This is a genomic window from Azohydromonas lata NBRC 102462 (assembly GCF_001571085.1).
Lineage (GTDB): Bacteria > Pseudomonadota > Gammaproteobacteria > Burkholderiales > Burkholderiaceae_C > Azohydromonas > Azohydromonas lata.
Genome location: NZ_BCTC01000094.1, coordinates 1 through 24,553, shown reverse-complemented (window position 1 = coordinate 24,553; position 24,553 = coordinate 1). Strand labels below are relative to the sequence as shown.

Genomic DNA, 24,553 nt, shown 5'->3' with positions numbered 1-24,553 from the left:
GGCAGGCCCGGCTCCAGCACGGCCGCCGCGCCCAGGGGCAGCGGGCGCGGCAACGGGCCGGGCATCACCGGCGGACGCGACCACTGCGTGAACGTCTTGTAGGGAAAGCCCAGCGACTTGGAGGAGCCCTCGTTCCAGCCCAGGAACCAACTGCGCGCTTCTGGCGACTCGTCGCTGTAGGGGCAGTGCTTGCTGAACACTTCGCCCGCCTTGAACCCACGCTTCCAGGCTTCGTCCAACGCCATCATCGCTGTTGCTCCTTCGTGCTTGTCATGAAGGCGTAAGCGCAAGCTGCATACCAGCCCGCACGCGAACCGGTTTCTCCGCCAAAACCTCAGGGTTAACCCGTGAAATTGGCTGTCAAACCGGCTGTGCCGGCCAGTTTCACGGGCCTGGAGCCCGTTCAGGAATGAAGCAGGGCTGCGGCCGGCTGGCACAAGGCCGGCTGTACCGGCCGCTTGTCACAGGTGTGCGCACAACGCACACGCCAAGGGCTGGCGGCAGGCGGCGTGACCGCATCTTCGGCGCATTGATTTACCGCTTAGCATGCGCTCAACTCATGTGTTGACCAAAGAGGCCGCCGTGACGCTGGTGCAGTTGCGACATCTCACTTCCCTGGCCGAGACCGGCTCCTTCACGCGCTCGGCCGAGCTGCTGTTCATCACGCAGCCCGCGCTCAGCCGCAGCGTGGCGGCGCTGGAGCAGGAGCTGGGACAGCCGCTGTTCGACCGCGTGGGCCGGCGCAGCGAGCTCACGCCCTTTGGCCGCGAGGTGGTGCAGCGCGCGCGGCAACTGCTGTTCGAGGCCGACGAGCTCGCCGCCAGCGGCCGCCAGATGAGCGCCGGGCAGGCCGGGCGGCTGCGCCTGGGCCTGGGCTCCGGGCCCGGCGCGCTGCTGATGGCGCCGCTGCTCCAGGCCATGGCCACGCGCCACCCCGGCACGGTGCTGGAGATCGCACGCGGCGACATCCACCTGCTCGAACACGCGCTGCGCGAGCGCCGGCTCGACGCGCTGGTCATCGACGCGCGCTCGCTCTCCCCCGCGGCGGACCTGCACGTGGGCTCGCTGGCCGAGCTGCGCGGCGCCTTCATGGTGCGCGAAGGCCACCCGCTCACGCGCTGGACGGGGGCCTTGCGCTTTGCGGCCCTGCAGCAGTTCCCCATCGCCTCCACGCCGCTGAGCGAGGAGGTGGCGCGCATCCTGGTGGAGCGCTACGGCCCAACGGCACACCCGGCCCACTGCGTCACGCTGCGCTGCGAGGAGATTCCGCCGCTGGTGGACGTGGCCCGCCACAGCGACGCCGTGCTGCTGGCCATACGCGCGGCGGCGCCGGACCTGGTGGAGCTGGCGCTCACCCCCGCGCTGGACGCCCGCGCCCGCTTCGGCATGGTCACCCTGGCCGGCCGCGCCGAGCCGCCGGGCCTGCACATCGTGCGCAAGCTGGTGGAGGCGCTGCTGCACGACTGAATGCCTGGGCCGTGGCGCGTGCCGTGCCCCAGGGCCTGCGCCATCTCAAGCTTTGGGCGAGCCGCTGCGGGAAGTGCTAGGTTTTGCGCCCTGCGGCAACTGAATTGCTCCCGCCGGCACCTAACATCGCAGTGAAGTGAATCCATTGGGCGCCGGAGTTGCTGTGAACGGGAATGTCCTTTTGCGCCACCGCGTGCGCGTGAACGGCAGCGGATCGCGAGCGCTGTTGTTCAGCCACGGCCTGGGCTTTGACCAGCGCGCCTGGCGCCTGGTGGCCCCGGCCTTCGAGGCCACGCACCGCGTCGTGGTGTTCGACCACGCCGGCTGCAGCGCCGCCGCCGCGCAGAGCTACGACGAGGCCCGCCACGGCAGCCTGCACGGCTACGCGCAGGACCTGCTGGACATCTGCGACGCGCTGGCGCTGGAGCGCGTGTCGGTGGTGGGCCACTCGGTGGGCGGGATGATCGGCCTGCTGGCCAGCCTGGCGCAGCCCGCGCGCTTCGAGCGCCTGGTGCTGCTCACCGCCTCGCCCTGCTACATGAACCTGGGCGACTACGCCGGCGGCTTCGACCGCGCCGACCTGGAGGCGGTGCTGGCCATGATGGAGCGCAGCATGCTGGGCTGGGCGCAGTTCATGGCGCCCATGGCGCTCAACGACCCCAGCCGCCCGGAGCTGCTCAGCGAGGTCGAGTCCAGCTTCGCCGCCAGCGACCCCTACACCACGCAGCGCCTGGCGCGGCTGGTCTTCCTGGGCGACCACCGCGCGCTCATGCCGCAGGTCAGCGTGCCCGCGCTGCTGGTGCAATGCGCGGGCGACGTCGTGGTGCCCGTGCCCGTGGGCCATTGGCTGCACGAGCACCTTGCCGGCAGCGAGCTGGCGCTGCTGGACACGGCCGGCCACTGCCCGCAGCTCAGCCAGGCGCCGCGCACCACGGCGCTGATCGCGCAGTACCTGGGCGCCGCCTGAAACTCCCGCCCCGCCCCGCTCCGCCACGCCTGCCCATGCCCAGCCTGCTCATAGACCCCGACGCGCTGCCCTGTCCCTGGATGAGCGTGGGCGCCGACGGCCTGGTGCGGCAGATCAATGCCGCGCTGTGCGAGCTGCTGCACGGCACGCCGCAGCAGTTGCAGGGCCTGCACATCGACGCGCTGCTGGGCGGCGGCGGGCGGCTGCTGTACTACGGCTACTTCATGCCCATGCTGCGCATGCACGGCGCCGCGCGCGAGCTGGCGCTGTCGCTGCGCGGCTGCGACGGCGCCACGGTCGAAGTGCTGGCCCACGCGCGCGCCCACCCCGCGCCGCCGCAAGCCGCCGAGCACATCGACCTGGTGGTGCTGCCCGTGGTGGAACGCCGACGCCTGGAAGACGAGCTGCTGCGCGTCAAGCGCGCCGCGGAGCTGGCGCCGGGCATGCTGTTCCAGTTCGTCTGCGAGGCCGGCGGCCACTGCGCCTTCGCCTACGCCAGCGAGGCCGCGCGGCGCCTGTACGGCGTGGTGCCCGCACAGCTGCGCGAGAGCGACGCGCCCTGGCTGGAGCGCATACACCACGAGGACCGCGAGCGCGTGCGCCGCGCGCTGCACGCCGCCGCCGACAACGGCCAGACCTGGCGCGACCGTTTCCGCGTCACCGCCCCCGACGGCGGCCAGCGCTGGCACGCCGTGCAGGCCACGGCCAGCGCCGGCGATGGCCGCGTCGTCTGGCACGGCTACGTGGCCGACATCACCGAGCAGTACGAGCTGGAGGTGGCCGCGCAAAGCCGCGAGACGGCCGAGCGCGCCAGCCGCGCCAAGACCGAGTTTCTCGCCCGCGCCAGCCACGAGCTGCGCACGCCGCTCAACGCCATCCTGGGCTTTGCGCAGTTGCTGGAGCTGGAGTCCGGCGCGTTGGGCGGGCCGCAGCGGCGCCAGTTGAGCCTCATCGGCGAGTCCGGGCGCGAGCTGCTGCGCCTGGTGGACGACATGCTGGAGATCGCCCGCATCGAGGCCGACCGCGCCACGCTCAACCCCGTGACGCTACCGCTGCGCGCGCTGCTCGCGCGTGCCCTGGAGCTCGCGCGCGAGCAGGCGCAGGGCCAGGGCATCGTGCTGCAACTGGTGGAGTGCGCGCCGGCGCTGCTGGTGCTGGCCGACGAGGCGCGGCTGCTGCAGGTGCTGGGCCACCTGCTCTCCAACGCCGTCCAGTACAACCACCCGGGCGGGCACGTGTGGCTGTCGGCGCGCGAGGACGGGCGCGGGCACCTGTCCATAGAGGTCAAGGACGACGGCGTGGGCCTGGACGCGCAGCAGCAGGCCGCGCTGTTCCAGCCCTTCAACCGGCTGGGGGCCGAGCGCGGCGGCGTCAAGGGCGCGGGCCTGGGCTTGACCATCGTGCAGCGGCTGCTGCCGCTGATGGACGGCGCCATTGCCGTGCGCAGCCTGCCGGGCATGGGTTCCACGTTCACCGTGCGCATGCCCGCCGTGGCGGCCGAGGCCGCGCGCGCGGCCACGCCGGGGCTGCTGGAGCACGAGCTGCCGCAGCCGCAAGGCGCACCGCCGCACGGTACCGATGCGCCGGGCGGTGCCGCCGGTGCCGCGGGTGTTTGTGACGCCGCTGCCGGCGGCGCCCCGCACGCGCCCAAGCCGGCCGCGGCCGGCGACGCGCCGCCCAAGCCCGCCCCCGCACCGCAGGCCGGGACGCCGGCCGTGGACGTGCTCTACATCGAGGACAACCCGGTCAACGCGCTGCTGATGCAGACGCTGTTCCAGATGCGGCCGCAATGGCGGCTGCAGGTGGCGGTGGACGGTGCCGGCGGCGTGGCCGAGGCGCTGCGCTGCCGCCCGCGGCTGCTGCTGGTGGACATGCACCTGCCGGACATGAACGGCATCCAGGTGCTGGCCGAGCTGCGCCGCCACGTGGCGCTGCGCGACGTGCCGGCCATCGTGGTGTCGGCCGCCGCCATGTCCAGCGACATCGAGCAGGCCCAGGCCGCCGGCTTTGCCGCCTACTGGACCAAGCCGCTGGACTTGCCGCACATGCTGGGGGAGCTGGATTCGCTGCTGGGATAGGCCGGCCAGGGCCGCCTGAGTTTCAGGGTTACCGCGGCAGCAAGGCCAGGGTCAGCGTGACGCTGAAGGTGCTGCCCTGGCCGGGCACGCTCTGCAATTCAAGCAGCCCGCCCATCATGTCCACGAGGCGGCGCACGATGGCCAGGCCCAATCCCGTGCCGCCAAATTGCCGCGTGGTGGAACTGTCGGCCTGCATGAAGGGCTCGAAAATATGGGACTGCTGTTCCAGGGGAATGCCCATGCCGGTGTCCTGAACGGCAAAAAGCAGCGTCACCAGCTCAGGGTTGCAGGTGACGGGGTGAACGCTCAATACCACGCTGCCGGACTGCGTGAATTTAACGGCATTGGACAGAAGATTGATCAGCACCTGCTTGAGCCGCAAAGAATCGCCCACGACCTCGTCAGGCAGGGGCACCGGAATATCCAGGCGCAACTCCAGCGCCTTGGCCTGGGCTTGCGGCTGCAGCAAGGCACACACCGCATCGAGCAGTGGCAGCAATTTGAAGGGAACGATTTCAAGCTGCAGTTTGCCGGCTTCGATTCTTGACAGGTCCAGGACGTCGTCAATCAAGCTCAACAAATGCCCGCCTGCATGGTGAATATGTGTCGCGTAATCTCCTGCCGGATGAGGCAGGGACATGCGTGTCATCAAATGGCTGAATCCCATCACGGCGTTCAAAGGCGTGCGCAGCTCATGGCTCATATGGGCCAAGAACTGGCTTTTCACCTGGTTGGCGCGCTCGGCGATGATTCGCTGTGATTCCGCCGCTGCCAGCACAGCCTCCGCGGCAGTCCGCGCTGCGTTCAGTTCCAAAGCCGATTTGCGGCGCTGGCAGGCCAAGCCGGCCAGTACCAATCCCGTCAGGGCTGCAGCCATGATGAAGGACTGCACCAGAAACTGGCGTGTTTCCAATGCGTAGTCCAGCGCAAACGGCCCCAGGCCCCGCTTGGTGTAGAGCACGACTTGGACAGTCATCAGGAAATTGGCCAAGGCGATGGCCAAATGCTCACCGCGAATGGCAGCCCAAATCAGGATGGGGAGAATAATAAAGATGGTCGGATGCGGGTTAAGCATAACGCCATGCCCGACCGCCAGCAGCAGGCACAGCATCAGGGCAATTTCCGCAGTCCTGGCCGCGCCCCTGCCGGTGCCGCCCTGTGGCCCCAAGACGGCCAGTATCAGCGGCGCAAACATCAAGACGCCGGCAGCATCGCCTGTCCACCACAATTTCCACGAGTCCAGCAAAGGGTCGCCGGTATGGATGCTGACGGCGGTGCCTCCCACCAACATACTCAAAAAAGGGCTGAACACGGTGGCACACAATAAAAATGCCATCACGGACGCCACACCGGAAAACCGGAAATTCCCCCGAGCCCAACGCTGAAGTAAAAATGCACCAACAAAGGCTTCCAGGGCATTGCCGATCGCGATGACCAGCGCAATGCCGGGCGGAAACTTGAAAATTACGATGCTGGAAAAAAGGTCAGCGCACAGCGCAACAGCCATCAACGGCGGCCATTGGCGTGCAGGCTGAAGCAACAGCGTTGCGACGAACAAGCCGCTGGGCGGCCACAGGCACACGCCCATAGCGGGCGCAATAGAAAACCCCTGGCCGCCCCAGGCCGCAAGGATATAAACCACCGGAAAAACGAAAAACCGCATTCTCAGGGCGATTGCCTTCAATTTGTTCAGAACTTTGCCGCTTGCCCCCCAGGATTCCAACGCATCACCTCGATCTTTCGTGCACTTTGGGCCAAGCGTTTTGACCGGGCCATGAAGCAGTCAAATCAACACATGCCGAATAAATTTTCGCGCCAGTGGCTGACCCACTTTTACCGACAACTGCCATAATGCTTTGCAGCATTGTAAAATGGGCCAGCGTGACGCCATAATTTTCTACCAAAGCGTGTATTTCGCACATCAGACATGTCGGACCAGGCACGCCAAAACCCATAGCAAGCAAAACGTCAGGCAGCGTCCACTTACTCTTCTTTCAGAAAACGCTTTGCATGTATCTTGCGCCCAACCGATGGGCAGCAACAGGTCATATTGGAGCGACGATAAATCGACAGCGGCAGCAACTTGTAAATATTTTTCGGCTCATGACAAATAGGCACACAAAGAAATACCCAAACCGCCAGCTCCCGCATCGGCGGGCGTGCGGCAGCCTAAGGGCCCGGGTCTTGCCCGGGCTTCTATCGAGCCCAGCCGACGCCCAGGCCTTCTCTCTTCAGCCGCCTGCAGCCGCGGCGCTGGCCCTTGCTGGTGCTTGGGCTCATGGCGGCCGTGGCGCATCCCGCGACAGAAGCAGGCCGCGATCTTCCAGCCCTTCACCCGGGCCGACGCCTCCACCACGCGGCGCTTCGGCGGCACGGGCTTGGGGCTGTCCATCGTCCAGCGGCTGGTGGAGATGATGGGCGGGCGCCTGGCGCTGGACAGCGCGCCCGGCCAGGGCAGCCGCTTCAGCATGGAGTTGCCGCTGGAGGCGGTGCAGGCAGAGGCGGGGGCGCAAAGCGGCGGTTGAGCCCAGCCGTTGAATGGCGTGTCCGGATTGCCCCATTCGTGGGCGCGGGCCTTACCAGCGCTTGAGGAAAACGTCGTCCGCCAGCTCTTCTTCCGCAGGCATGCGCAGCCCGTCGAGCCCGCGCAGCCACTGGCGCATGGCCTGCATGGACATGGGCCGCATGAGCAGGTAGCCCTGCGCCTCGGTGCAGCCGGCCTCGCGCACGGCGCGCAGCTCCGAGGGCGACTGCACGCCCTCGGCCACCACGCGCAGGCCCAGGCCGCGCGCCAGGCTGGTGGAGGACGCCACGATGGCCTGCTTGGCCGCGTCCGTCGCCATGCCCGCCACCAGGCTGCCGTCCATCTTCAGCTCCGAAAAAGGCAGTTGCGACAACTGCAGCGGGCTGGAGTAGGCGGTGCCGAAATGGTCCAGCGCCAGGCCAAAACCCATGAGGCGGCAGCGCGTGGTGTTCTCGATGACGGTGGTGAGGTCGCCCAGGAGGTCGTGCTCGTCCACCTCCAGCGTGAGGCGGCTGGGCTCCAGGCCGCAGCGCCGCACGGCCTGCTGCAGCTCGGCGCAGAAGCTCTCGTCCGCCAGCAAGCGCAGCGAGACGTTGAGCGCGCCACGCAGCGGCAGCCCGTCGCCCACGCAGGCGGCCAGGAACTCGCAGAGCTGGCGCACCATCAGCAGCGTGGCCTCCTCCAGCAAGCCGTGCTGGTGCAGTGCCGGCAGCAGCCGCGCCGGGCCCAGCGGCGCGCCGTCGGAGCTCACGCCGCGCATGAGCGCCTCCACGCACACCACGTCCCGGCTGGCCAGCCGGACCTGGGGCTGCAGCCAGGGTTCGAGCCGGCCCCCGTCCAGCATCGCGCGCAGCTCCGACAGCGGCAGCTCCGGCGGCATGGCCTTGTCCTTGCGCGCGCCGCTGCGCCGGTAGTTGCGCAGCGCCTGGGCCACTTGCCCCTGCCCCGCCGAAGGCTCCAGGCAGCACGCGGCCTCCAGCTTGCAGCACTGCGCCATGGCCAGCACGCTCTTGAGCACGCCGCGCGGCTGGTGCTGTGCCGCAAAGAACAGCAGCGGCGCCTGCTCGTCGCCGCAAAGCAGCCGCATCAGGCGCAGCGCATCGCCGTCCTCGAAATGCAGCCCGCACACCAGCACGTCAGGCGGCTGCGCCTCGCAGTACAGGTGCAGCAGCAGATGCTGCATGCTGGACACCCGCACGCCGACCTGCCAGCCGTCGGCCAGCAGCTCGGCTTCGAGCTGGCGCGCACAGGCTTCATCGGCGCACAGCACCCAGGCACGCCCTGGCCGCGACACCACGCTGGGCCGCAAGGAAGAAACAGGCAGCGAACCGTCGTCAGCCGCGCGACGGTGCCGCTCCACGGCCCAACTCCGGGGCGCCTCCCAGCGGGCAGGAGAAATGCTGTTCGTGGGGTAGGAACTCAGGCTCACGGGACACCCATCGTGCGCGGTTGGTCACAAAACGTCCCGCCTGACGGCACAGCGCCGCGGCGGCACCCGCTGCAGGCATGAATGCCTGCGAGCTCAGATACATTTTATGACACTCTGTCTCAAGGCGCACGTTTCCTGACCTCATTGCGCAGGAAACGCAAACTTTCACCGGAATCTGGTTTACACACCTTACAAGTGGGGCTTGGGCAAGTGACGGCAAAGCGCGGCATCGGTGAAATGTCGTCCAAGGGAAAAATATAAAAAATTCTCCAACAGGAGATAAATCTCGGGCCAGTCAAACCGCAGGACGCTGTGCAGCGCAGAGTAGACGAAGCCGTTGCTACACTGGCCGCTTGCGACTCCCAAATATGACCCTTCGGGATCGAAATCCATATTTAAATATGTTTTGTGTGATTTCCGGCCTCTGGGCAAATTCAAAATTTCGCGATTGGCTTGGAGCACATTCGGTCCGCGGCCGTGACGAAAGCGAAAAGCGCCGCGCTCTGGCGCGGGCCCTGCATGGCCTGGCGGCGCTGGCCGCCATCGCGCTGACGGGCCCCTGGCGCGACGGGGCCTTCGGCAACGTCCTCGTCGCGCCGCTGCTGGCCGTGGCCTGGACGGTATTGGGTCTGGCGCAATATGTGTTGTTGCGCCGCGGAACCAATGCCCTGGTCGGATTGCAATATTTCACAATATTTTTCGACGCCGCGGCATTTGCCGTTTTTCTTTGCGACGCGCCCACTGCCACCAGTTTTCTCGTGCCCTACCTGGCCTTCATCGTGATTCCAGTGGGCCTGCGCTACGGCGTGCGCACATTCTGGTTCGCCTGGGCAGGATCGTGGCTCACCGCCACGCCCGTGCTCTACTTCGGCAACCCCTTCTGGTCGGCCCACGCGCAAACGCTGATGTCGCTGGTCTTTTTGGCGCTGCTGCCGGCCCTGTATTTTGGTCCGTTGCTGAGCCAATGGCGGGTGCGCCTGAAAAAGGACACCGACGAAAATCAGTTGTGGGCCTTAGAAGCCGCCATGGTGGCCAAAAGCGCTTTTCTGGCGCGGGTGAGCCACCAGTTGCGCTCACCGCTGCAGGCCATCATGTCCTCGCTGGAATTGATGGAAGCGCCTTCCCAGCAGGCCAACCGGCCCAAACTCGCGGCCAATATCTCGACGTCCGCGCAACGGCTTTCCCAGGAATTGCGCGACCTGCTGACCATTGCGCGGGCCGAAGCCTGGCAATTGCAATTGGCGCCCTCGCCATTCGAGGCCGGCACGCTGCTGGAATCCGTAGCGGCCGAGTTGCAATCCGACGGCGGCAACGGCGGACGCCAAATATGGACCCGCCCGCTCCAGGAGCCGCTGTTCCTGGTGGCGGACTCCGACAAAATCGTGCAGGTGCTGGCCAACGTGGCCAAGCACCTATCGGCCACGCTGCACCCCCATACCCTGACGCTGTCCATGCAGCCTTATGACGAGGCGCGCGGCCACATCAATTTCGTGGTCGAGGCGGAAGCTGCAGGCACCCCACCCATGGAAGCCGTTGCGGCCGACGCCCAGGGGACCAAGGACGCCCTCAACGACAGCCTGAGCCTGACCCTGGTGCGCACGCTGACGGAATTCCTGGACGGGCACACGGCACTGGAGAAACGACCGCCCAACCGGCTTCGATTCAGCGTCACCATTCCCTGCGAGCGGGTGCGCGACGACGAAGACGGCCTCCCAATGCCGCCCACCGATGCAAAAGTCATGGTGGTCAGCGGCAATTCCCAGGCTTGCCGGGAATTGATGTCGTCACTCAATCAGCAGGGCCGGATGGTGGAATGCGTTTTCGCCATCGCCACGGCCGCCAACCGACTGGCGTTGCAGGAATATGCACTGGTGTGCGTGGACATGGAATTACCGCGCCACAACGCCCGCCGCCTGGCCCTGAGCCTCAAAAGCAGCCAGGGTGCCAACCGCGACACGCCCATACTCGCTTTCCATGCGCGAACGTCCGAAAAGGACGCCGGCAAACCCTGGCCGTTCGACGCCCTGCTGACCGGCAAAATCTCGCGGGCCAGCCTGGTACAAGCTATTTCTTCGCTACGGCCTGGGCAATTGCAGCATTGATGATGGAAAATCGAACCGGCTTTTCAAAGAACAAAATCTTGTGAACCGCCATGAGCGCCGCCACCTCCGCCTCGCTGGCCAACCCCGCCCCAATCTGGCCTGTCAGCACCGCCACAGGAGCGTCGGGCTTCATTTTTCTGATGTCGTCAATCAGGTTTTTGGCGGTTTCACCGCTGACCAGCCAGTCGAGCACGAAGGCGTCGTATTCCGGTATTTTATTGCGCAGGTCACTGACAGTGAAAAATGCATCGGATTCCAGGCCCGCTTCGGTGAAGGACGCAGCCAGGGTGACGGCCAATTCCTGCACGTCGTCCAGCACGGCCACGCGGGTCAAACGCTCCGGCGGCGGCTCTATCAATATCCGCTTGATGGCGTAGCAATTATCCCGAACGGCATTGTTGACCGGGCAAATCAGCCATTCCGAATTCACCGGCACGGCCACCAGCGCGCCTTCCGGGGCATTGCTGATACGTTCGCCCGGCCACAGATAAGCCTCCACCGAGGTTTTGCCCATGACCAATTGGGCCGTGACGCGCTTCTCGGATTCGAGGGCCGACAACACCATGGAGGCAAAAGTGTCGCCAAAATGGCGGGCCAGAATTTCCAGCTCTTCCGGCGTCCAAGGCGAGTCGCCATTGATCTTGCGATGCGCTTGGCTGTAGGACAGGCCCAACACGTCGCGAATGGTGGTCGAGTGCTTGTGCGAAGCAATCCCGTGGCGCCGGAGCAACGACACGGCCAATTGGGACCCGAGCGGGAAGTTGGATTCAACGGGCGCTGGCATGGGTGTGGTGATTCGTCATGGTGTCGCCTCGCGGCGGAAAGGCAAGAAAATTTCCACAAAAGGCAACTTGTTCAAGACCAAATCGCGGTTCGCGGTAGGTGCTACTGCTGTCTTTTGCCAAGCAGTGCACCAAGTACGTGAGGCTGTTGATCGGTATGACCAAGCATTTTAGGCATCACGGCGAGCGGCAGCCGTCGGCGTTGTTCCGCACTGCGTCAGCGGCAGCACGCATGGGCTCTGCAAACCTGACTTCACACGCCGGAGAGCATAGAAAACGAAGTTGTCGAGGAAGGTACTTCAGTAGGGGAAAGTGAATGGCACAGGAAGAAAAGCAGTTCCGGACTGCCCAAGCCGCCCATATTGGAAGATTCGACCATGAATTAATGGCCGAGGTCCATTATGAGCAAATGGAGAGCATGGCGAACCGGATCAAAGGCGGGGCGGTTGGAGCCTTGCTTTATTCCGTAGTGATGGCCGTTTATCTTCACGAGAGCGTTGGCATTTACGTCTGGTATTGGCTGGCCGCAAAAACGCTGGCCGCCGCCTGGAGGCTGGCACTGGTTTTTCGCTGGAAAGATTGTAAAGCGCGCCAGCCGGTACTGGATCGTTGGTTTTTCTGGATAAGAGTCACCCTTTTTCTCGACGGCGTTCTGCTGGGCGCGATCGGTTTGCTCGCATTACAGTCCAATGCCCCCCAAGAAGCCCTGCTTTGGACAGCCGCGGGCTTATGTGGCGTGTCCGCTGTCGCCATGAGTACGCTGGAATCCGACTGGGTTTCAAGCGTACTCTACTCAACGCCCATTATTGGCCAGACCATACTTTATTTATTGATCCAGCAATCATTTTTTGGAAACAGCACTGCAATCGCAATAGCTATTTATGGAGCCGTGCTGCTGCTTAATGCCCGCAGAGCTGCACGCGATGAAAGGCAACGCATTGTCCAAAGTCGAACCATACTGCGCTACAAAAAACAGAATGAAATTGCCCTGGAAATGGCCCGCACCGAGTCACGCATCCGCGTAGAAATGATGTCCAGCATCACGCACGAATTGCGCACCCCTATACACGGCATTTTGGCAATGAGCAACCAGATAGCCCGCGACCCTTCGGCAAACAGCACCGCCAAGGCAGCGGAGATGATCATCAAATCAGGCGAGCATCTGGTAAGCCTGGTCAACGACATGTTGGATTTCGGAAGGCTGGAGGCTGCAGGCGTTACATTGCGCCCTGAAGTATTTGATTTGAATGATGTGATCGAGGAAGTCAGCAATATTGGCTTTCTGATTGGGCAGGAGAAGGGCGTAAAATTTGCTGCCTGGAATGTGCTCCCGATGCCTTACCATGTCCATGCCGATCCGGGACGAATAAAGCAGATTTCACTCAACCTCATCAGCAATGGCATCAAATTCACCGACAAGGGCGGAGAGGTGGTCTTGCGCGTGAGGGATGCGGACGGAAATGGGAATATTATCCTTGACGTTGCCGACAATGGCCCCGGCATCGCTGAAGAAAATCTCACAACAATATTCGAACCATTTTCCCGGCATGCACAGGAAAAAGTCGGCGGAGGACTGGGCAGCACCGGGCTGGGTTTGAGCATCAGCAAGCGCCTGGCCACTGCGATGAAAGGCACGCTGGAAGTGTCCAGTGAGCTTGGAAAAGGTTCGACCTTCACCTTGAAAGTCAATCTCGCCAAGGTCGTCGTTTCTTTACAAAATCGCCAACCCAAACAAGAATTCAACCTGCCCGCAACATTGGAAGGTCATGCACTTATTGCTGAGGACGACAACTTAACCGCCGAACTGGCGCGCTCCACGCTTGAAATGTGCGGATTGAGGGTCAGCGTGGTGGGCCGTGGCGATTTGGCTGTCCAGGCCGCCATGAATGACTCGCAACGGCCCAATATATTGCTCATGGACGGTGATATGCCAGGACTGGATGGACTGGCGGCAACACGCAAAATCAGGGAATACGAAGCACAAACTGCGTCGCCACGATTGCCCATAGTTATCGTCACCGGCCGGTGCATGCCGGAAGACGTCATCAACGCGCGGCAAGCAGGCGCCGACGCCCATTTGGGCAAGCCCTATTCAAACAACGACCTGATCCGGACAGTTGCGCAGCGGCTCGCACCGATGCAGAACCACAAGCGCGGCAAAATCAATTAAATTGATTCATGCCGCCGCTTGCGCCCTGCATTTCCAATATCATCTTCTCACGGTCAAGGCCAAACCTGCTCCGCTCCGGATTTTTCACCGGGGGAGCCCGGCTTGGCACCAGCTTCACGCCGTGACCGCAGCATTGAGGTTCAAGCCCCATCAATTCCTACGGGGTCGATATTCTCACTTGCCACTGCGACCCGAGAAATACCTGAGAATGCTTTGGCAAAAATGCTGATATCGGGATGCCACGTTCTGAAGACGAAATGGTAAAACGGATTGCTCATTCTGGCCCAATCCTGTTCAGCAGTGACGTTGCTCAACCAAAGAATCCGGTGAGGAATTCCACCCGTATAGCTCAGGGGAACTTCCCGCTTGTCTTCATACAAATCCGAAAACCCCAGGGCACGATATTGGCGCATCAGTGCAGGCCGTGAGCCCGCATAAATTCCAGCCACCTGGGTTGCAATGTTATGAAGATGGCAGGCCTTGACGATACCCATGCGCACCGATTTATCCTTGTACGACGGGAGCACGACCAGCCTGGTAATCTCCGATACCAGCAAGCCACGCAAATGCGCCGGTTCTTCAATGCAACCGTGAATCTGCAAGGGACGGTTGCGATTGACCTGTATGCGGCAAGAGCCCACGACCTCGCCGGTGGCCTTGTCCTCGGCACAGAAAACCACCGTGTCGGGGTCCATGTCCAGTGGGTCCTCCTTGCCGAATTGCGCCGCCATCAAAGGCAAATGATGGCCATAAGCCAGCGCCCGAAGTTTGCGCACCCGCGCCAGGTCGTACTCGTTGTCTACCGCGCGCACGGTAAATCCCAGAATCTCGCGCTTCGGAGACTCCTGTGGCTCCTGGTGCTCGGGTTGTGCATACTGGGCAAGGGCAGCGATTTGGCGGCTTTCCATCATGACTCCATGAAACAAAATCCCAATCAACAAATAAGCCCTGCGACATGATTGGGAAAACGTCGCGGGCGGGGATCGATCCACATACCGCGGTTTTGCATGGCCAAATGCTGTTTGCCAGTCCGACAATGGCACGACCACAAAACCAGGCCGCTTATTGGAGCCAATATAGAAACTGGCTTGCAGAATGCTTGCTGAAATAATCCGTGAGCAGTGCTGCTTTTGATTGCCAGTCGCTTTCGGCGTTCGTGCTTATCCCTGCCTCGCTTCCTGAAGAAAGCCGGCATGAAGATTGTGTTTTTTGTCAGGAAATGACCGAAGATACTGCTGGTTTGCGCGTGACCGAACGGGAATATGTGATTTTTCAGGCGGGGCCGCATACACCGGCCCGCCAGAAATTTCCAGGCTGTTGGTCAATGAAAATCAAGATGCCGCAAACGCAAATCCGGCGGCCAGCGCCACTGCCGCCATGATGGCGGTCGGGTTGCAGTTGTGCTTGCCGGCGCCCTGCGGCGCGGCCCTGGGGCGCCACATCCGGCGCAACACGCGCCCGGTGCGGCCGGATCGCCGCAGGCCCGCGCGCCCACAAGGGGCGCGGCGTCAGCCGCCGGGGAGGCGGCTGCCCGCGCTCAGAGGCCGACGTCGCGGCCCGTGGACGCGGCCCGCGCGCTCAGGCCGAAGTGGCTGTCGCGCGCCATCACGGCGTCCAGATGGCAATCCGGAATTTCGGTCGCGGCCTGCAAATTGAAAATACCTGCACGCTCCAGCATGGGCGGTTTGCGGATGGAGCTCCATATGCCCAGCGCCGTGGCCAAACCTTTGAACTGGTGCGCGGTCAATTCACCGCAGCCGTCCAATATGCGCAGCGGCAGCACGGGCGAAGCGGGACAGGAAGAATAAAAGGGGCGGGCCGACCAGAAAAACAGACCCTCCCGGGTCGCCAGGCGCCTGATGGACCAGAAGGCCCAGCACGCCACACCGCCACCGCACAGTTGCACAGGCTGGCCATAAAGCACGCCTGCTTTCACCAACAGCCTGTCCTGCGTCAAGGACAAGGACGTGAGTATTCCTTTGGGCAGGCAGGCAACCGATGAGCGCATGGGTCAAGGCAAAGTTTCGGCCCGTCTATCGGCAGGTAGCGGGACACATTTCAGTGTAATTGACCGATGCGCAAAAACTTTCGTCTTTTTTGGCAAGACAAGGCCAGATGGCGCGCAATTCATTCCCAAATGATGCCTGCGCCGCCCTTTTCGCGCATTTTGTCAGTATTGTTTCTCGTCAAGAAACTTTATTTCCATCAGGCACGCTTCAATGCAACTTCACCCGCGGCTCGGTTCGTCTGGCAATGAACCTCGAAGCCGTCCCCAGCACTGTTTTCCACCAGCCGTGCAAGGCGACCTCGTGCATTTTGTACAGGGATTGATACATCCAGCGGGCGAATAAACCTTCTATCCAGAAATTACCCCCCACCAGTTGGCCCATCAAATTACCCACCGTGGTGTAAGTGCCCAGGGACACCAGGGAGCCGAAATCCCGGTAACGCCAGGGCTGCAGCGGCTGGCCGCGCAGGCGGCGCTGCATCTGCTTGACCAGGTGCGAGGCCTGCTGGTGCGCGGCCTGCGCACGCGGCGGCACGGTGGCGCCCTCGTGGCCCAGCCAGGGGGCGCTGGCGCAGTCGCCTATGGCGAACACGTTCTCGTCGCGCGAGGTCTGCAGCGTCGGCCCAACCAGGAGCTGGTGGATGCGGTTGGTCTCCAGCCCGTCCAGGTGCGAGAGGAATTCCGGCGCCTTCACGCCCGCGGCCCACACCACCAGCTCGGCGGGAATGGCCTCGCCGCCGGCCAGCTGCACGCCCTCGGCCGTCACGGCCGTCACGCGGGCGTTGGTGCGCACACGCACCTTGAGCTTTTCCAGCAGCGACTGCGCCGAGGCCGACATGCGCTGCGGCAGCGCGGCCAGGATGCGCGGGCCGGCCTCGATGAGGTTGATGCGGATGTCGCGCTCGGCGTCGATGCGGTCCAGCCCGTAGGAGACCAGCGTGCGCGTGGTGTGGTGCAGCTCCGCGGCCAGCTCCACGCCCGTGGCGCCGGCGCCGATGATGGCCACCTGCAACTGCTGCGGCCGCAGCGGCGCGCCCTGCGCATGCGCGCGCACGCAGGCGTTGACCAGGCGGCGGTGAAAGCGCTCGGCCTGCGCCGGCGTCTCCAGCAGTAGCGCGTGCTCCTGCACGCCGGGCGTGCCGAAGTCGTTGTTGAGGCTGCCCACGGCGATCACCAGCGTGTCGTAGCCGAACACGCGCGCGCCCGTGACCTGCTCGCCCTCCTCCGGGTCCACGTAGGGCGCCACGTGCACCTCGCGCCGCGCGCGGTCCAGGCCCGTCATCTCGCCCACGCGGTAGCGAAAGCAGTTCCAGTGCGACTGCGCGAGGTAGTCCACGGCGTGGGCGTTGATGTCCACCGTGCCGGCGGCGATCTCGTGCAGGTGCGGCTTCCAGAAATGGGTGCGTGCCTTTTCGATCAGCGTCACCTGCGCCTGCCCGCGCCGGCCGAGCTTGCGGCCCAACTGCGTGGCCAGCTCCAGCCCCCCGGCGCCGCCGCCCACGATGACGATGCGGTGCGGGCCACCGGCGCTGGACGAGGGAGTGGATGCCATGGCGGAACTTTCTTGCTGTGGCCGAGGCCGGGCCCGGGATGTTGGCGCCGCCGCGGCGGGCGGGGAAGGCGGCGCGCGCTTCGCTTACATCTGCGTCAGCGCCCGCCGGCCAAGGCCTGCAGGCGCAGCCGCTCGTACTCCGCGCGGTCCACCGGCACGGCGTGGCGGTTGCCCAGGTCGTGCATGTGCACGCGGTAGGTCTCGCGGGCGCTGAAGGCCGCCAGCGCCGCCAGCACCGTGATGCCGAAGGTGATGGCGCCCACCGTCAGCGGGATGTTGTCCGCCCCCGGAGGCGCCACGGCCGTGAACACCGCCGGCAGCATGGCCGTCACCAGCGTGCCCAGGTTCTGCGAGATGGCCATGGCCGACACGCGGGTGCGCGTGGGGAACAGCTCCGGGTAGAAGCTCGGGAACACGGCGTTGTAGCCCTGGTACACCACGCCCCACATCAGGACGGACATGACCATGGCCAGCGGCACGTTGTGCACGCTGATGGCGTAGAGGTAGCCGAAGGACAGCGCCCCCGACGCCAGCGCGCCCACGATGATGGGCGGGCGCCGGCCGATGCGGTCGGAGAGCTTGCCCACGAACGGGATCACCAGCACCGCCACGATGTTGCCCAGCACGGGAATCCAGAGGTAGACGTCCTTCTCGAAGCCGATGCCGTAGCCCGGCTGCACCGCGTAGGCCGCGCCGAAGATGGTGGTGACCACGGGGATGACGTTCATGAGCGCCATGCACACCACGCGCAGCATGTCCGGCCAGCTCTCGGTGATGGCCTGCACCATGGGCGCCTTGGGCACGTGGCCCTCGCGCGCCTCCTCGGCGAAGGCGGGGGTCTCGTCCACCTCGCGGCGGATGTAGTAGCCCACGGCGATGACGATGAAGCTCAGCAGGAAGGGGATGCGCCAGCCCCAGGCGTTGAAGTCGTCCTTGGGCATGTAGTGCGCCAGCGGCAGGAAGACGGCGGCGGCCAGGATCTGCCCGGCCTGCACGCCTTGCAGCGTGAAGCTGGAGAAGAAGCCGCGGCGGCCGAACGGGGCGTGCTCCAGGATCATGGAGCTGGCCCCGGAGATCTCGCCGGCCACGGCGAAGCCCTGGATCAGCCGCATCACCACCAGCAGCGCCGGCGCCAGCAGCCCGGCCTGCGCGTAGGTGGGCAGCAGGCCCACGCCGATGGTGGAAAAGCCCATGAGGAACATGCACAGCACCAGCACGCGCTTGCGCCCAAGCGTGTCGCCCCAGTGGCCCAGGACGAAGGCGCCGATGGGGCGCGCCACGTAGCCCACGCCGTAGGTGGCCAGAGAGGCGATGATGGCCGTGGTGGGGTTGCTGCTCGGGAAGAAGAGCTGCGGAAAGATCAGCGACGCGGCGGTGGCGTAGATGAAGAAGTCGTAGTACTCCAGCGCCGAGCCTATCCAGCCGCTGGCGGTGGCTTTCCGGGTCTGGTGCGAGCCTGAGGGCTCGTTGGGCTGCGCAAGGCTGGCCATGGGCTTGTCTCCTGACGGGGGTGGTGTCGCTGCTTGAAGCCGCCCGGGGCCGCGGGGAAGAGAAGTCGCTGGGGCCGGGCGTCTTGACGGCCCGCAATGTAGGCAGCAGGCGGCGCGCCGGACGCAATGACACCCGTCAAGATGACCGGACATCGGCCAGCCGCGTCCGGCAATCGGTCAGATTGAGGGAAATCCCGGAATCCGATGACCGCTTCCGCGGCCGCGCCGAGGCCACAGCGCCGCCCTGCCCGGCCCCGCGCCGGCACCAGGGGCCAGCCCGCCGATGGCGGGGCCGGCCGGTGCGCCGCACACTGGGCGTGAAGTTCCATAACATTCAGACACTCGACACCCGACACTTGCGCATGCCCCCAACCCCAGCCCCCCTGTGGAGCGTGCGCGCCGTGCTGACGCTGCTGCTCCTGTCCTGCCTGCTGCCCGGCCTGCTGGGCGCGAGCGTGCTGCTGGCACAGCAGTACCGCCAGGGGCGCCAGCAACTGGTGGACAACACCCTGCTGACGGCGCGCGCCCTGGTGCAGGCCGTGGACAACCACGTGCTGCGGGTGCAGTCCATCGCCCAGGCCCTGGCCCGCTCCGAATCGCTGGCCCAGGGCAACCTGCCGGCGTTCCACCGCCACGCGCGCGAGATCCTGAAGGAATCGGGGCTGGCCTCCAACGCCGTGCTGCTGGATGCGACGGGCCGGCAGGTGCTCAACACGGCGCTGGAGCCGGGCCAGGCGCTGCCGGCGCAGCGCAGCCCGGCGCTGGCCGCGCCGGTGTTCGCCAATGGGCGGCCCTTCCTGTCCGACGTGTTCCAGGGGCCCGCGCTCAAGCAGCCGGTCGTCTCCGTCATGGTGCCGGTGCGCGTGGACGGCCAGGTCGCCTACGCCCTGGGCGTGGCCATGCTGCCGCAGTACTTCAACACGCTGCTGGGAGCCCAGCGCCTGCCCGCGGACTGGATCGTCGGCATGCTCGACACGCAGGGCACGTTCTTTGGCCGCACGCATGCGCCGGATCGCGTCGTGGGCAGCAAGGCGTCGCCGGACGTGCTGCGGCTGCTCGCCCAGTCCGGCGAGGGCGCCAGCGAAACCCTCACCGTCGAGGGCGTGCAGGCGCTCACCGTGCACGCGCGCTCGGCCATGACGGGCTGGCACGTGGCCGTGGGCATACCGCTCAGCGCGCTGACCACGGACCTCTACCGCGCGCTGGGCCTGATGGCCGCGGGTGTGGCCGCGCTGCTGGCCGCGGGCCTGCTGCTGGCCCGCCACCTGGGGACGTGGATTTCCCGCTCCTTCGACGCGCTCACCGAGCCGGCCCTGGCCCTGGGCCTGGGGCACGCGCGCGAGGTGCCCGCGGTGCACCTGCGCGAGGCGGCCACGCTGGCCGCGGCGCTGGCGCGCGCCGGCGAGCTGCTGCGCCAGCGCGAGGCGGCGCTGCAGCAACACCAGGCCGGGCTGGAGCAGCGCGTGGCGCAGCGCACCGAGGAGCTGGAAGAGGCACGCGCCGCGGCCGAGGCCGCCAACCAGGCCAAGAGCGACTTCCTGGCCAACATGAGCCACGAGATCCGCACGCCCATCAACGCCATCCTGGGCCTCACGCACCTGCTCGCGCGCGAGTCGGCCTCGGCGCTGCAGGCGCAGCGCCTGGGCAAGATCGAAAGCTCCTCGCGCCACCTGCTGTCCATCATCAACGACATCCTGGACCTCTCGAAGATCGAGGCCGGCAAGCTGCACCTGGAGGCGCACGACTTCTCGCTGCTGGCGCTGCTGGACAACGTGGCCTCCATGGTCAGCAGCACGGCCTCGGCCAAGGGCCTGCGCCTCCTGACCGAGGCCGACGGCGTGCCGCCGTGGCTGCATGGCGACGAGACGCGCGTGCGCCAGGCGCTGCTGAACTACGCCAGCAACGCCGTGAAATTCACCAGCCACGGCAGCGTGACGCTGCGCGTGGAGCTGCTGCAGGAGCAGGAGCAGCAGGAACAGGGGCCGCGGCTGCTGCTGCGCTTTGCCGTGGAAGACACGGGCGTGGGCATACCGGCCGAGGCGCTGCCGCGCCTGTTCGAGGCCTTCGAGCAGGCCGAGACATCGACCAACCGCAAGTTCGGCGGCACGGGGCTGGGCCTGGTCATCACCAAGCGCTTTGCCGAGCTCATGGGCGGCAACGCCGGCGTGCAGAGCGACCCCGGGCACGGCAGCACCTTCTGGTTCACGGCCCGGCTGGGCTGCGGCCGGCCGGTCGAGCAGCTTGGGCCGGAGAGCGCGCAGGCGGAATCCTGGCTGCGCCAGCGCCATGCCGGCGCGCGCGTGCTGGTGGCCGACGACAACGAGATCAACCGCGAGGTGGCCGAGGAGCTGCTGCGCGCGGCGGGCCTGCACGTGGAGGTGGCGCAGGACGGCCAGGAAGCCGTCGCCAAGGCCGGCGCCGGCGACTTCGACCTGGTGCTCATGGACGTGCAGATGCCCGTGGTGGACGGGCTCAGCGCCGCGCGCATCCTGCGCAGCGACGCTCGCTTTGCGCGCTTGCCCATACTGGCCATGACGGCCAACGCCTTCGACGAGGACCGGGCCGCCTGCCTGGCCGCCGGCATGAACGACTTCGTGTCCAAGCCGGTGGACCCGGGCCAGCTCTACGCCACGCTTGGGCGCTGGCTGCCCGCGGGCAGCGGCAACGCCCAGCCCGCGGCCCACGACGGGCGGCCCGTCCTGGAACAGCCCGCGGGCGCCACGCCGCAGGACGCCGTGCTGGCGCGGCTGGAACGGCTGCCAGGCTTCCACGCGCACCAGGCCGTGGCCAACCTGCTGGGCCTCAAGGACCGCTACCTGGCCGTGCTGCGCCTGTTCTGCGAGCACCATGGGCAGGAGGCGCAGCGCATCGCGCAGATGCTGCGCGACGGCCAGTGGCAGCAGGCGCGCCAGGCGGCGCACGCCCTCAAGGGCGCCGTGGCGACCCTGGGCGGCGCGGCGATGGCGGAGACGGCCGCGGCCCTGGAGCGCCGGCTGCAGCAGCCGCCCAATGAAACCGACGCCCCGGAGCTGGCCGCCCTGGTGGACGAGCTGGAGGCCAGGCTGCGCGCCCTGGTGCGGGCTATGGGCCCTGTGAAGGGCGCCCAGGCGGCGGCGCCGCCACGGACCCAGGGCGGCTCCTGAGCCGCTGGCGGCCGGGCCAGCCGCTCAACCCGTGCGCTCACTCCCGCGCTCGCCCGCCAGCAGCGCCAGCAACTGCTGCACGTCCACGGGCTTGGTGAGATGGTGGTCGAAGCCGGCGGCGGCGGACTTGCGGCGGTCGGCGTCCTGGCCCCAGCCGGTGAGGGCGATGAGCCGCATGCGCTGCCCGCCTTCCATCGCCCGCAGGGCGCGCGCCACGGCGTGGCCGTCCAGGTCGGGCATGCCGATGTCCAGCACGGCCGCGTCGGCCGGCCACTGGCGCGCCAGCGCCACGGCGTCCAGCCCCGCCAGCGCCACGCGGGTCTCGAAGCCCTGGAAGCTCAGCAGCAGCGCCAGGGTCTGCGCGGCGTCCTCGTTGTCGTCGGCCACCAGCACTTTCAACCCGGCGTAGGCGGACTCGTCCGACGCCTGGGCCGCCGGCTCGGCGCCGGCCTCGTCCAGCGGCAGCCGCAAAGTAAAACAACTGCCCAGGCCGGGGCCGTCGCTCTCCACCACCACGCGGCCGCCATGCAGCTCCACGATGCCGGCCACCAGCGCCAGGCCGATGCCCAGGCCGCCCTCGGAGCGGGCGGCGCCGGCTTCGAGCTGGCCGAACATCTCGAAGATGCGCGCGCCCGCCTCCGGCGGCAGGCCGATGCCGTTGTCGCGCACGCTCATGCACAGCTCGGCGCCCTCGCGCCAGACGCGCAGCGCGATGCGCCCGCCCGCGTCGGTGTACTTGGCCGCGTTGGTCAGCAGGTTGGAGAGCACCTGCGACAGCCGCACCGCGTCGGCCTGCAGCGCCAGGCGCCCAAGCGCCACGCCCTCTTCCAGCGACACGGTTAGCACGTGGCGCTTGGCGTCCAGCATGGGGCGCGCGGCCTCCACGGCCGGGTCCACGATGGCGGCCAGCGTCACGCGCTCCTTCTTGAGCTGCAGCTTGCCCTGGCTGATGCGGGCGAGGTCGAGCAGATCGTCCAGCAGCCGTGCCATGTGGCGCACCTGGCGCTCCATGAGGCGCTGGATCCAGCCGAGCTGGTCCAGCCGCAGCGCGGGCGAGGCCAGCAGTTGCGCCGCGTTGCGCAGCGGCGCCAGGGGGTTGCGCAGCTCGTGGGCGAGGGTGGCGAGGAACTCGTCCTTGCGGCGGTCGGACTGGCGCAGCGCTTCTTCCGCGCGCTTGCGCTCGGTGATGTCGATGACGAAGGCCAGCAGCTCGCTTTCGCCGTCGAAGAGGCAGGTGGCGAGCATCACGGGCACGCGGCTGCCGTCGGGACGCAGGTACTCCTTTTCGTAGACGGCGGAGATGCCGTCGCGCTGCGCCTGCGCCACGGCGCGGCGGTCGGCCGCCAGGTGTTCCGGCGGGGTGAGATCGGTCCAGCGCAACAGGCCCTGGCGCAGTTCCTCGCGGGTCTTGCCCACGATGCGCAGGAAGGCATCGTTGGCTTCCATGAGGCGCCCGTCGGCGTTGCCCGTGACCATGCCGATGGGGTTGAGCTCGAAGACGCGGCGCAGCCGCTGCCCGCTGGCGTGCAGCGCGGCCTGGGCCTGGTGGCGCTCGGTGACGTCGCGGAAGAAGATGGACAGGCCGTCGGCCGACGGGTAGCCGTGGCACTCGATCCACTTGTTCAGCGGCTCGGGATAGAACTCCTCGAAGTGCGTGGGCTCGCCCGTGTCCATGGCGTGCTGCAGCTCGGAGCCGAAGAGGCGCTGGCGGACGTGCGGAAAGGCGTCCCAGAGGGTCTGGCCCAGCAGCTCGTCGCGCCGCACGCCCAGGATGCGCGCGCCTTGCTCGTTGAAGTAGGTGTAGCGCCACTGGCGGTCGAGCACGGCCACGCCGTCGGTGATGCTGTAGAGGATGCGCTGCAGGTTGTCCTTGGAGCTTTGCAGCGCCTGCTGCAGCCGCTTGCGCTCGGTGATGTCGCGCGAGACGCCCAGGAGGCCGATGACGCGGCCGGCGGCGTCGCGCAGCGGCATCTTGCGGGACAGCCACACGCGCACGCTGCCGTCCGGGTAGGGCAGCGGCTCCTCGATCTCCTCGGCCGCGTCGCCGTCCATGACGCGGCGGTCGTTGGCCATGATGGCGCGGGCGGCCTCGGGGTCGTCCAGGAACTCGGCGTCGGTGTGGCCCACCATCTGGTCGGCGCGCTTGCCCACCAGGGCCAGCGTGGCGGGGTTGGCAAAGAGCAGCCGGCCGCCGAGGTCCTTGGCGAAGATGGCGTCGGGCGACAGGTCGCTGATGGCCTGCAGCAGCGCGCTGCGATCGTCCATGCGGCGCATGGCCTCGTCGGCGGCCTTGCGCGCGGTGACGTCTCTGGCCGTGCCCAGCACGCGCACGCACTGCCCCGCCGCCGAGAACAGCGCCCGCCCCTTGGCCGCGACCCAGCGCACCTGGCCGTCCTCGCGGGCGACGGTGCGGTATTCGACGTCGTAGAGGCAGCGCCGCGCGGGGTCGCAGGCGGCCTCGAAGGCCTCTCGCACGCGCTGGCGGTCGTCGGGGTGCAGGGCGGCGTAGAAGTCGGCCATGGTCACGTCGGCATCCAGCGGCAGGCCGAACATGGTTTTCACGCGGGCGGGCCACTGCACGGCGCCGGTGGCGGGGTCCACGTCCCAGAAGCCGACCTCGGCCGCGTCGGTGGCCAGCCGCAACTGCTCCTCGGCCTGGGCCAGGCGGCGCTGGGCGCAAAGCAGCTCGGCGAGTTCCGGCGCGGCGGCGACGGCCACGCCCGTGAACAGCACGCCGGCAGGGCGGCCGGCGTCGTCGTGCAGCGCGGTGGCGGTGAAGGCGAAGCGATGGGCGCCGTCGGCGGCGGCGAGCTCAAAGCGCCGGCCTAGGTTGTGTTTGAT

17 protein-coding genes are annotated in these 24,553 nt (G+C 66.5%); 8 read left to right on the top strand and 9 right to left on the bottom strand.

What is annotated here, in order from left to right:
- Window positions 1–248 (bottom strand): hypothetical protein (locus ALA01S_RS23955; protein ID WP_157119241.1); only part of this gene is annotated, 248 nt, incomplete at its 3' end.
- Window positions 249–582: 334 nt separating this feature from the next.
- Here ALA01S_RS23955 and ALA01S_RS23950 point away from each other — a divergent pair.
- The 3 genes from ALA01S_RS23950 (at window position 583) to ALA01S_RS23940 (ending at window position 4,512) form a co-directional block, all read left to right on the top strand.
- Entirely contained in the window at window positions 583–1,467 is an 885-nt protein-coding gene (locus ALA01S_RS23950; RefSeq protein ID WP_066341801.1) for a LysR family transcriptional regulator, read from the top strand.
- 163 nt (window positions 1,468–1,630) lie between these two features.
- A complete protein-coding gene (locus ALA01S_RS23945; RefSeq protein WP_169805992.1) occupies window positions 1,631–2,434 on the top strand; it encodes an alpha/beta fold hydrolase in 804 nt (267 codons plus the stop codon).
- A gap of 35 nt (window positions 2,435–2,469) precedes the next feature.
- Window positions 2,470–4,512, top strand: a complete 2,043-nt coding sequence (locus ALA01S_RS23940; RefSeq protein WP_066341793.1) for a hybrid sensor histidine kinase/response regulator — start codon at window positions 2,470–2,472, stop codon at window positions 4,510–4,512.
- A gap of 28 nt (window positions 4,513–4,540) precedes the next feature.
- Here the strand turns inward: ALA01S_RS23940 and ALA01S_RS23935 are convergent, their stop codons facing one another.
- Window positions 4,541–6,235 carry an MASE1 domain-containing protein gene (locus ALA01S_RS23935; RefSeq protein WP_157119239.1) on the bottom strand — a complete coding sequence of 565 codons (1,695 nt, stop codon included), beginning with the start codon at window positions 6,233–6,235 and terminating at the stop codon, window positions 4,541–4,543.
- A gap of 547 nt (window positions 6,236–6,782) precedes the next feature.
- Here ALA01S_RS23935 and ALA01S_RS34955 point away from each other — a divergent pair.
- Window positions 6,783–7,037, top strand: coding sequence for an ATP-binding protein (locus ALA01S_RS34955; protein WP_066341790.1), 255 nt, complete (start codon window positions 6,783–6,785; stop codon window positions 7,035–7,037).
- Window positions 7,038–7,088: 51 nt separating this feature from the next.
- On the opposite strand, the gene ALA01S_RS23925 is transcribed toward ALA01S_RS34955, so the two are convergent.
- A complete protein-coding gene (locus ALA01S_RS23925) occupies window positions 7,089–8,396 on the bottom strand; it encodes an EAL domain-containing response regulator (RefSeq protein ID WP_157119238.1) in 1,308 nt (435 codons plus the stop codon).
- 479 nt (window positions 8,397–8,875) lie between these two features.
- Between ALA01S_RS23925 and ALA01S_RS23920 the strand changes: the two genes are divergently transcribed.
- The gene (locus tag ALA01S_RS23920) at window positions 8,876–10,567 is read left to right on the top strand and encodes a sensor histidine kinase (protein WP_169805991.1); all 1,692 of its coding nucleotides are present in this window, start codon (window positions 8,876–8,878) and stop codon (window positions 10,565–10,567) included.
- Here the strand turns inward: ALA01S_RS23920 and ALA01S_RS23915 are convergent.
- Window positions 10,530–11,351: a helix-turn-helix domain-containing protein gene (locus ALA01S_RS23915; RefSeq protein WP_084267873.1), complete on the bottom strand. Its 822-nt coding sequence runs from the start codon at window positions 11,349–11,351 to the stop codon at window positions 10,530–10,532. The genes ALA01S_RS23920 and ALA01S_RS23915 overlap by 38 nt on opposite strands.
- 314 nt (window positions 11,352–11,665) lie before the next feature.
- Here ALA01S_RS23915 and ALA01S_RS32155 point away from each other — a divergent pair, with 314 nt between their 5' ends.
- Window positions 11,666–13,519: an ATP-binding response regulator gene (locus ALA01S_RS32155; RefSeq protein WP_084267872.1), complete on the top strand. Its 1,854-nt coding sequence runs from the start codon at window positions 11,666–11,668 to the stop codon at window positions 13,517–13,519.
- A gap of 140 nt (window positions 13,520–13,659) precedes the next feature.
- Here ALA01S_RS32155 and ALA01S_RS23900 read toward each other — a convergent pair whose 3' ends face one another.
- A complete protein-coding gene (locus ALA01S_RS23900; RefSeq protein WP_157119237.1) occupies window positions 13,660–14,427 on the bottom strand; it encodes an N-acyl amino acid synthase FeeM domain-containing protein in 768 nt (255 codons plus the stop codon).
- 206 nt (window positions 14,428–14,633) lie between these two features.
- On the opposite strand from ALA01S_RS23900, the gene ALA01S_RS33435 reads away from it, so the two are divergent.
- Complete coding sequence (locus tag ALA01S_RS33435) at window positions 14,634–14,900, top strand: hypothetical protein (RefSeq protein WP_157119236.1); 267 nt, start codon at window positions 14,634–14,636, stop codon at window positions 14,898–14,900.
- Between the two features lie 156 nt (window positions 14,901–15,056).
- On the opposite strand, the gene ALA01S_RS23895 is transcribed toward ALA01S_RS33435, so the two are convergent.
- The 3 genes from ALA01S_RS23895 to ALA01S_RS23885 all read right to left on the bottom strand — a co-directional run bounded on the left by ALA01S_RS23895 (window position 15,057) and on the right by ALA01S_RS23885 (window position 18,569).
- A complete protein-coding gene (locus ALA01S_RS23895) occupies window positions 15,057–15,482 on the bottom strand; it encodes a hypothetical protein (RefSeq protein ID WP_157119235.1) in 426 nt (141 codons plus the stop codon).
- 253 nt (window positions 15,483–15,735) lie between these two features.
- Complete coding sequence (locus ALA01S_RS23890; protein WP_066341766.1) at window positions 15,736–17,079, bottom strand: NAD(P)/FAD-dependent oxidoreductase; 1,344 nt, start codon at window positions 17,077–17,079, stop codon at window positions 15,736–15,738.
- 95 nt (window positions 17,080–17,174) lie between these two features.
- Window positions 17,175–18,569 carry an MFS transporter gene (locus tag ALA01S_RS23885; protein ID WP_066341764.1) on the bottom strand — a complete coding sequence of 465 codons (1,395 nt, stop codon included), beginning with the start codon at window positions 18,567–18,569 and terminating at the stop codon, window positions 17,175–17,177.
- 362 nt (window positions 18,570–18,931) lie between these two features.
- Here ALA01S_RS23885 and ALA01S_RS23880 point away from each other — a divergent pair, with 362 nt between their 5' ends.
- Entirely contained in the window at window positions 18,932–21,712 is a 2,781-nt protein-coding gene (locus ALA01S_RS23880; protein WP_084267871.1) for a hybrid sensor histidine kinase/response regulator, read from the top strand.
- Between the two features lie 24 nt (window positions 21,713–21,736).
- Here ALA01S_RS23880 and ALA01S_RS23875 read toward each other — a convergent pair.
- A partial coding sequence (locus ALA01S_RS23875) for a PAS domain-containing sensor histidine kinase (protein WP_066341762.1) occupies window positions 21,737–24,553 on the bottom strand: 2,817 nt, incomplete at its 5' end.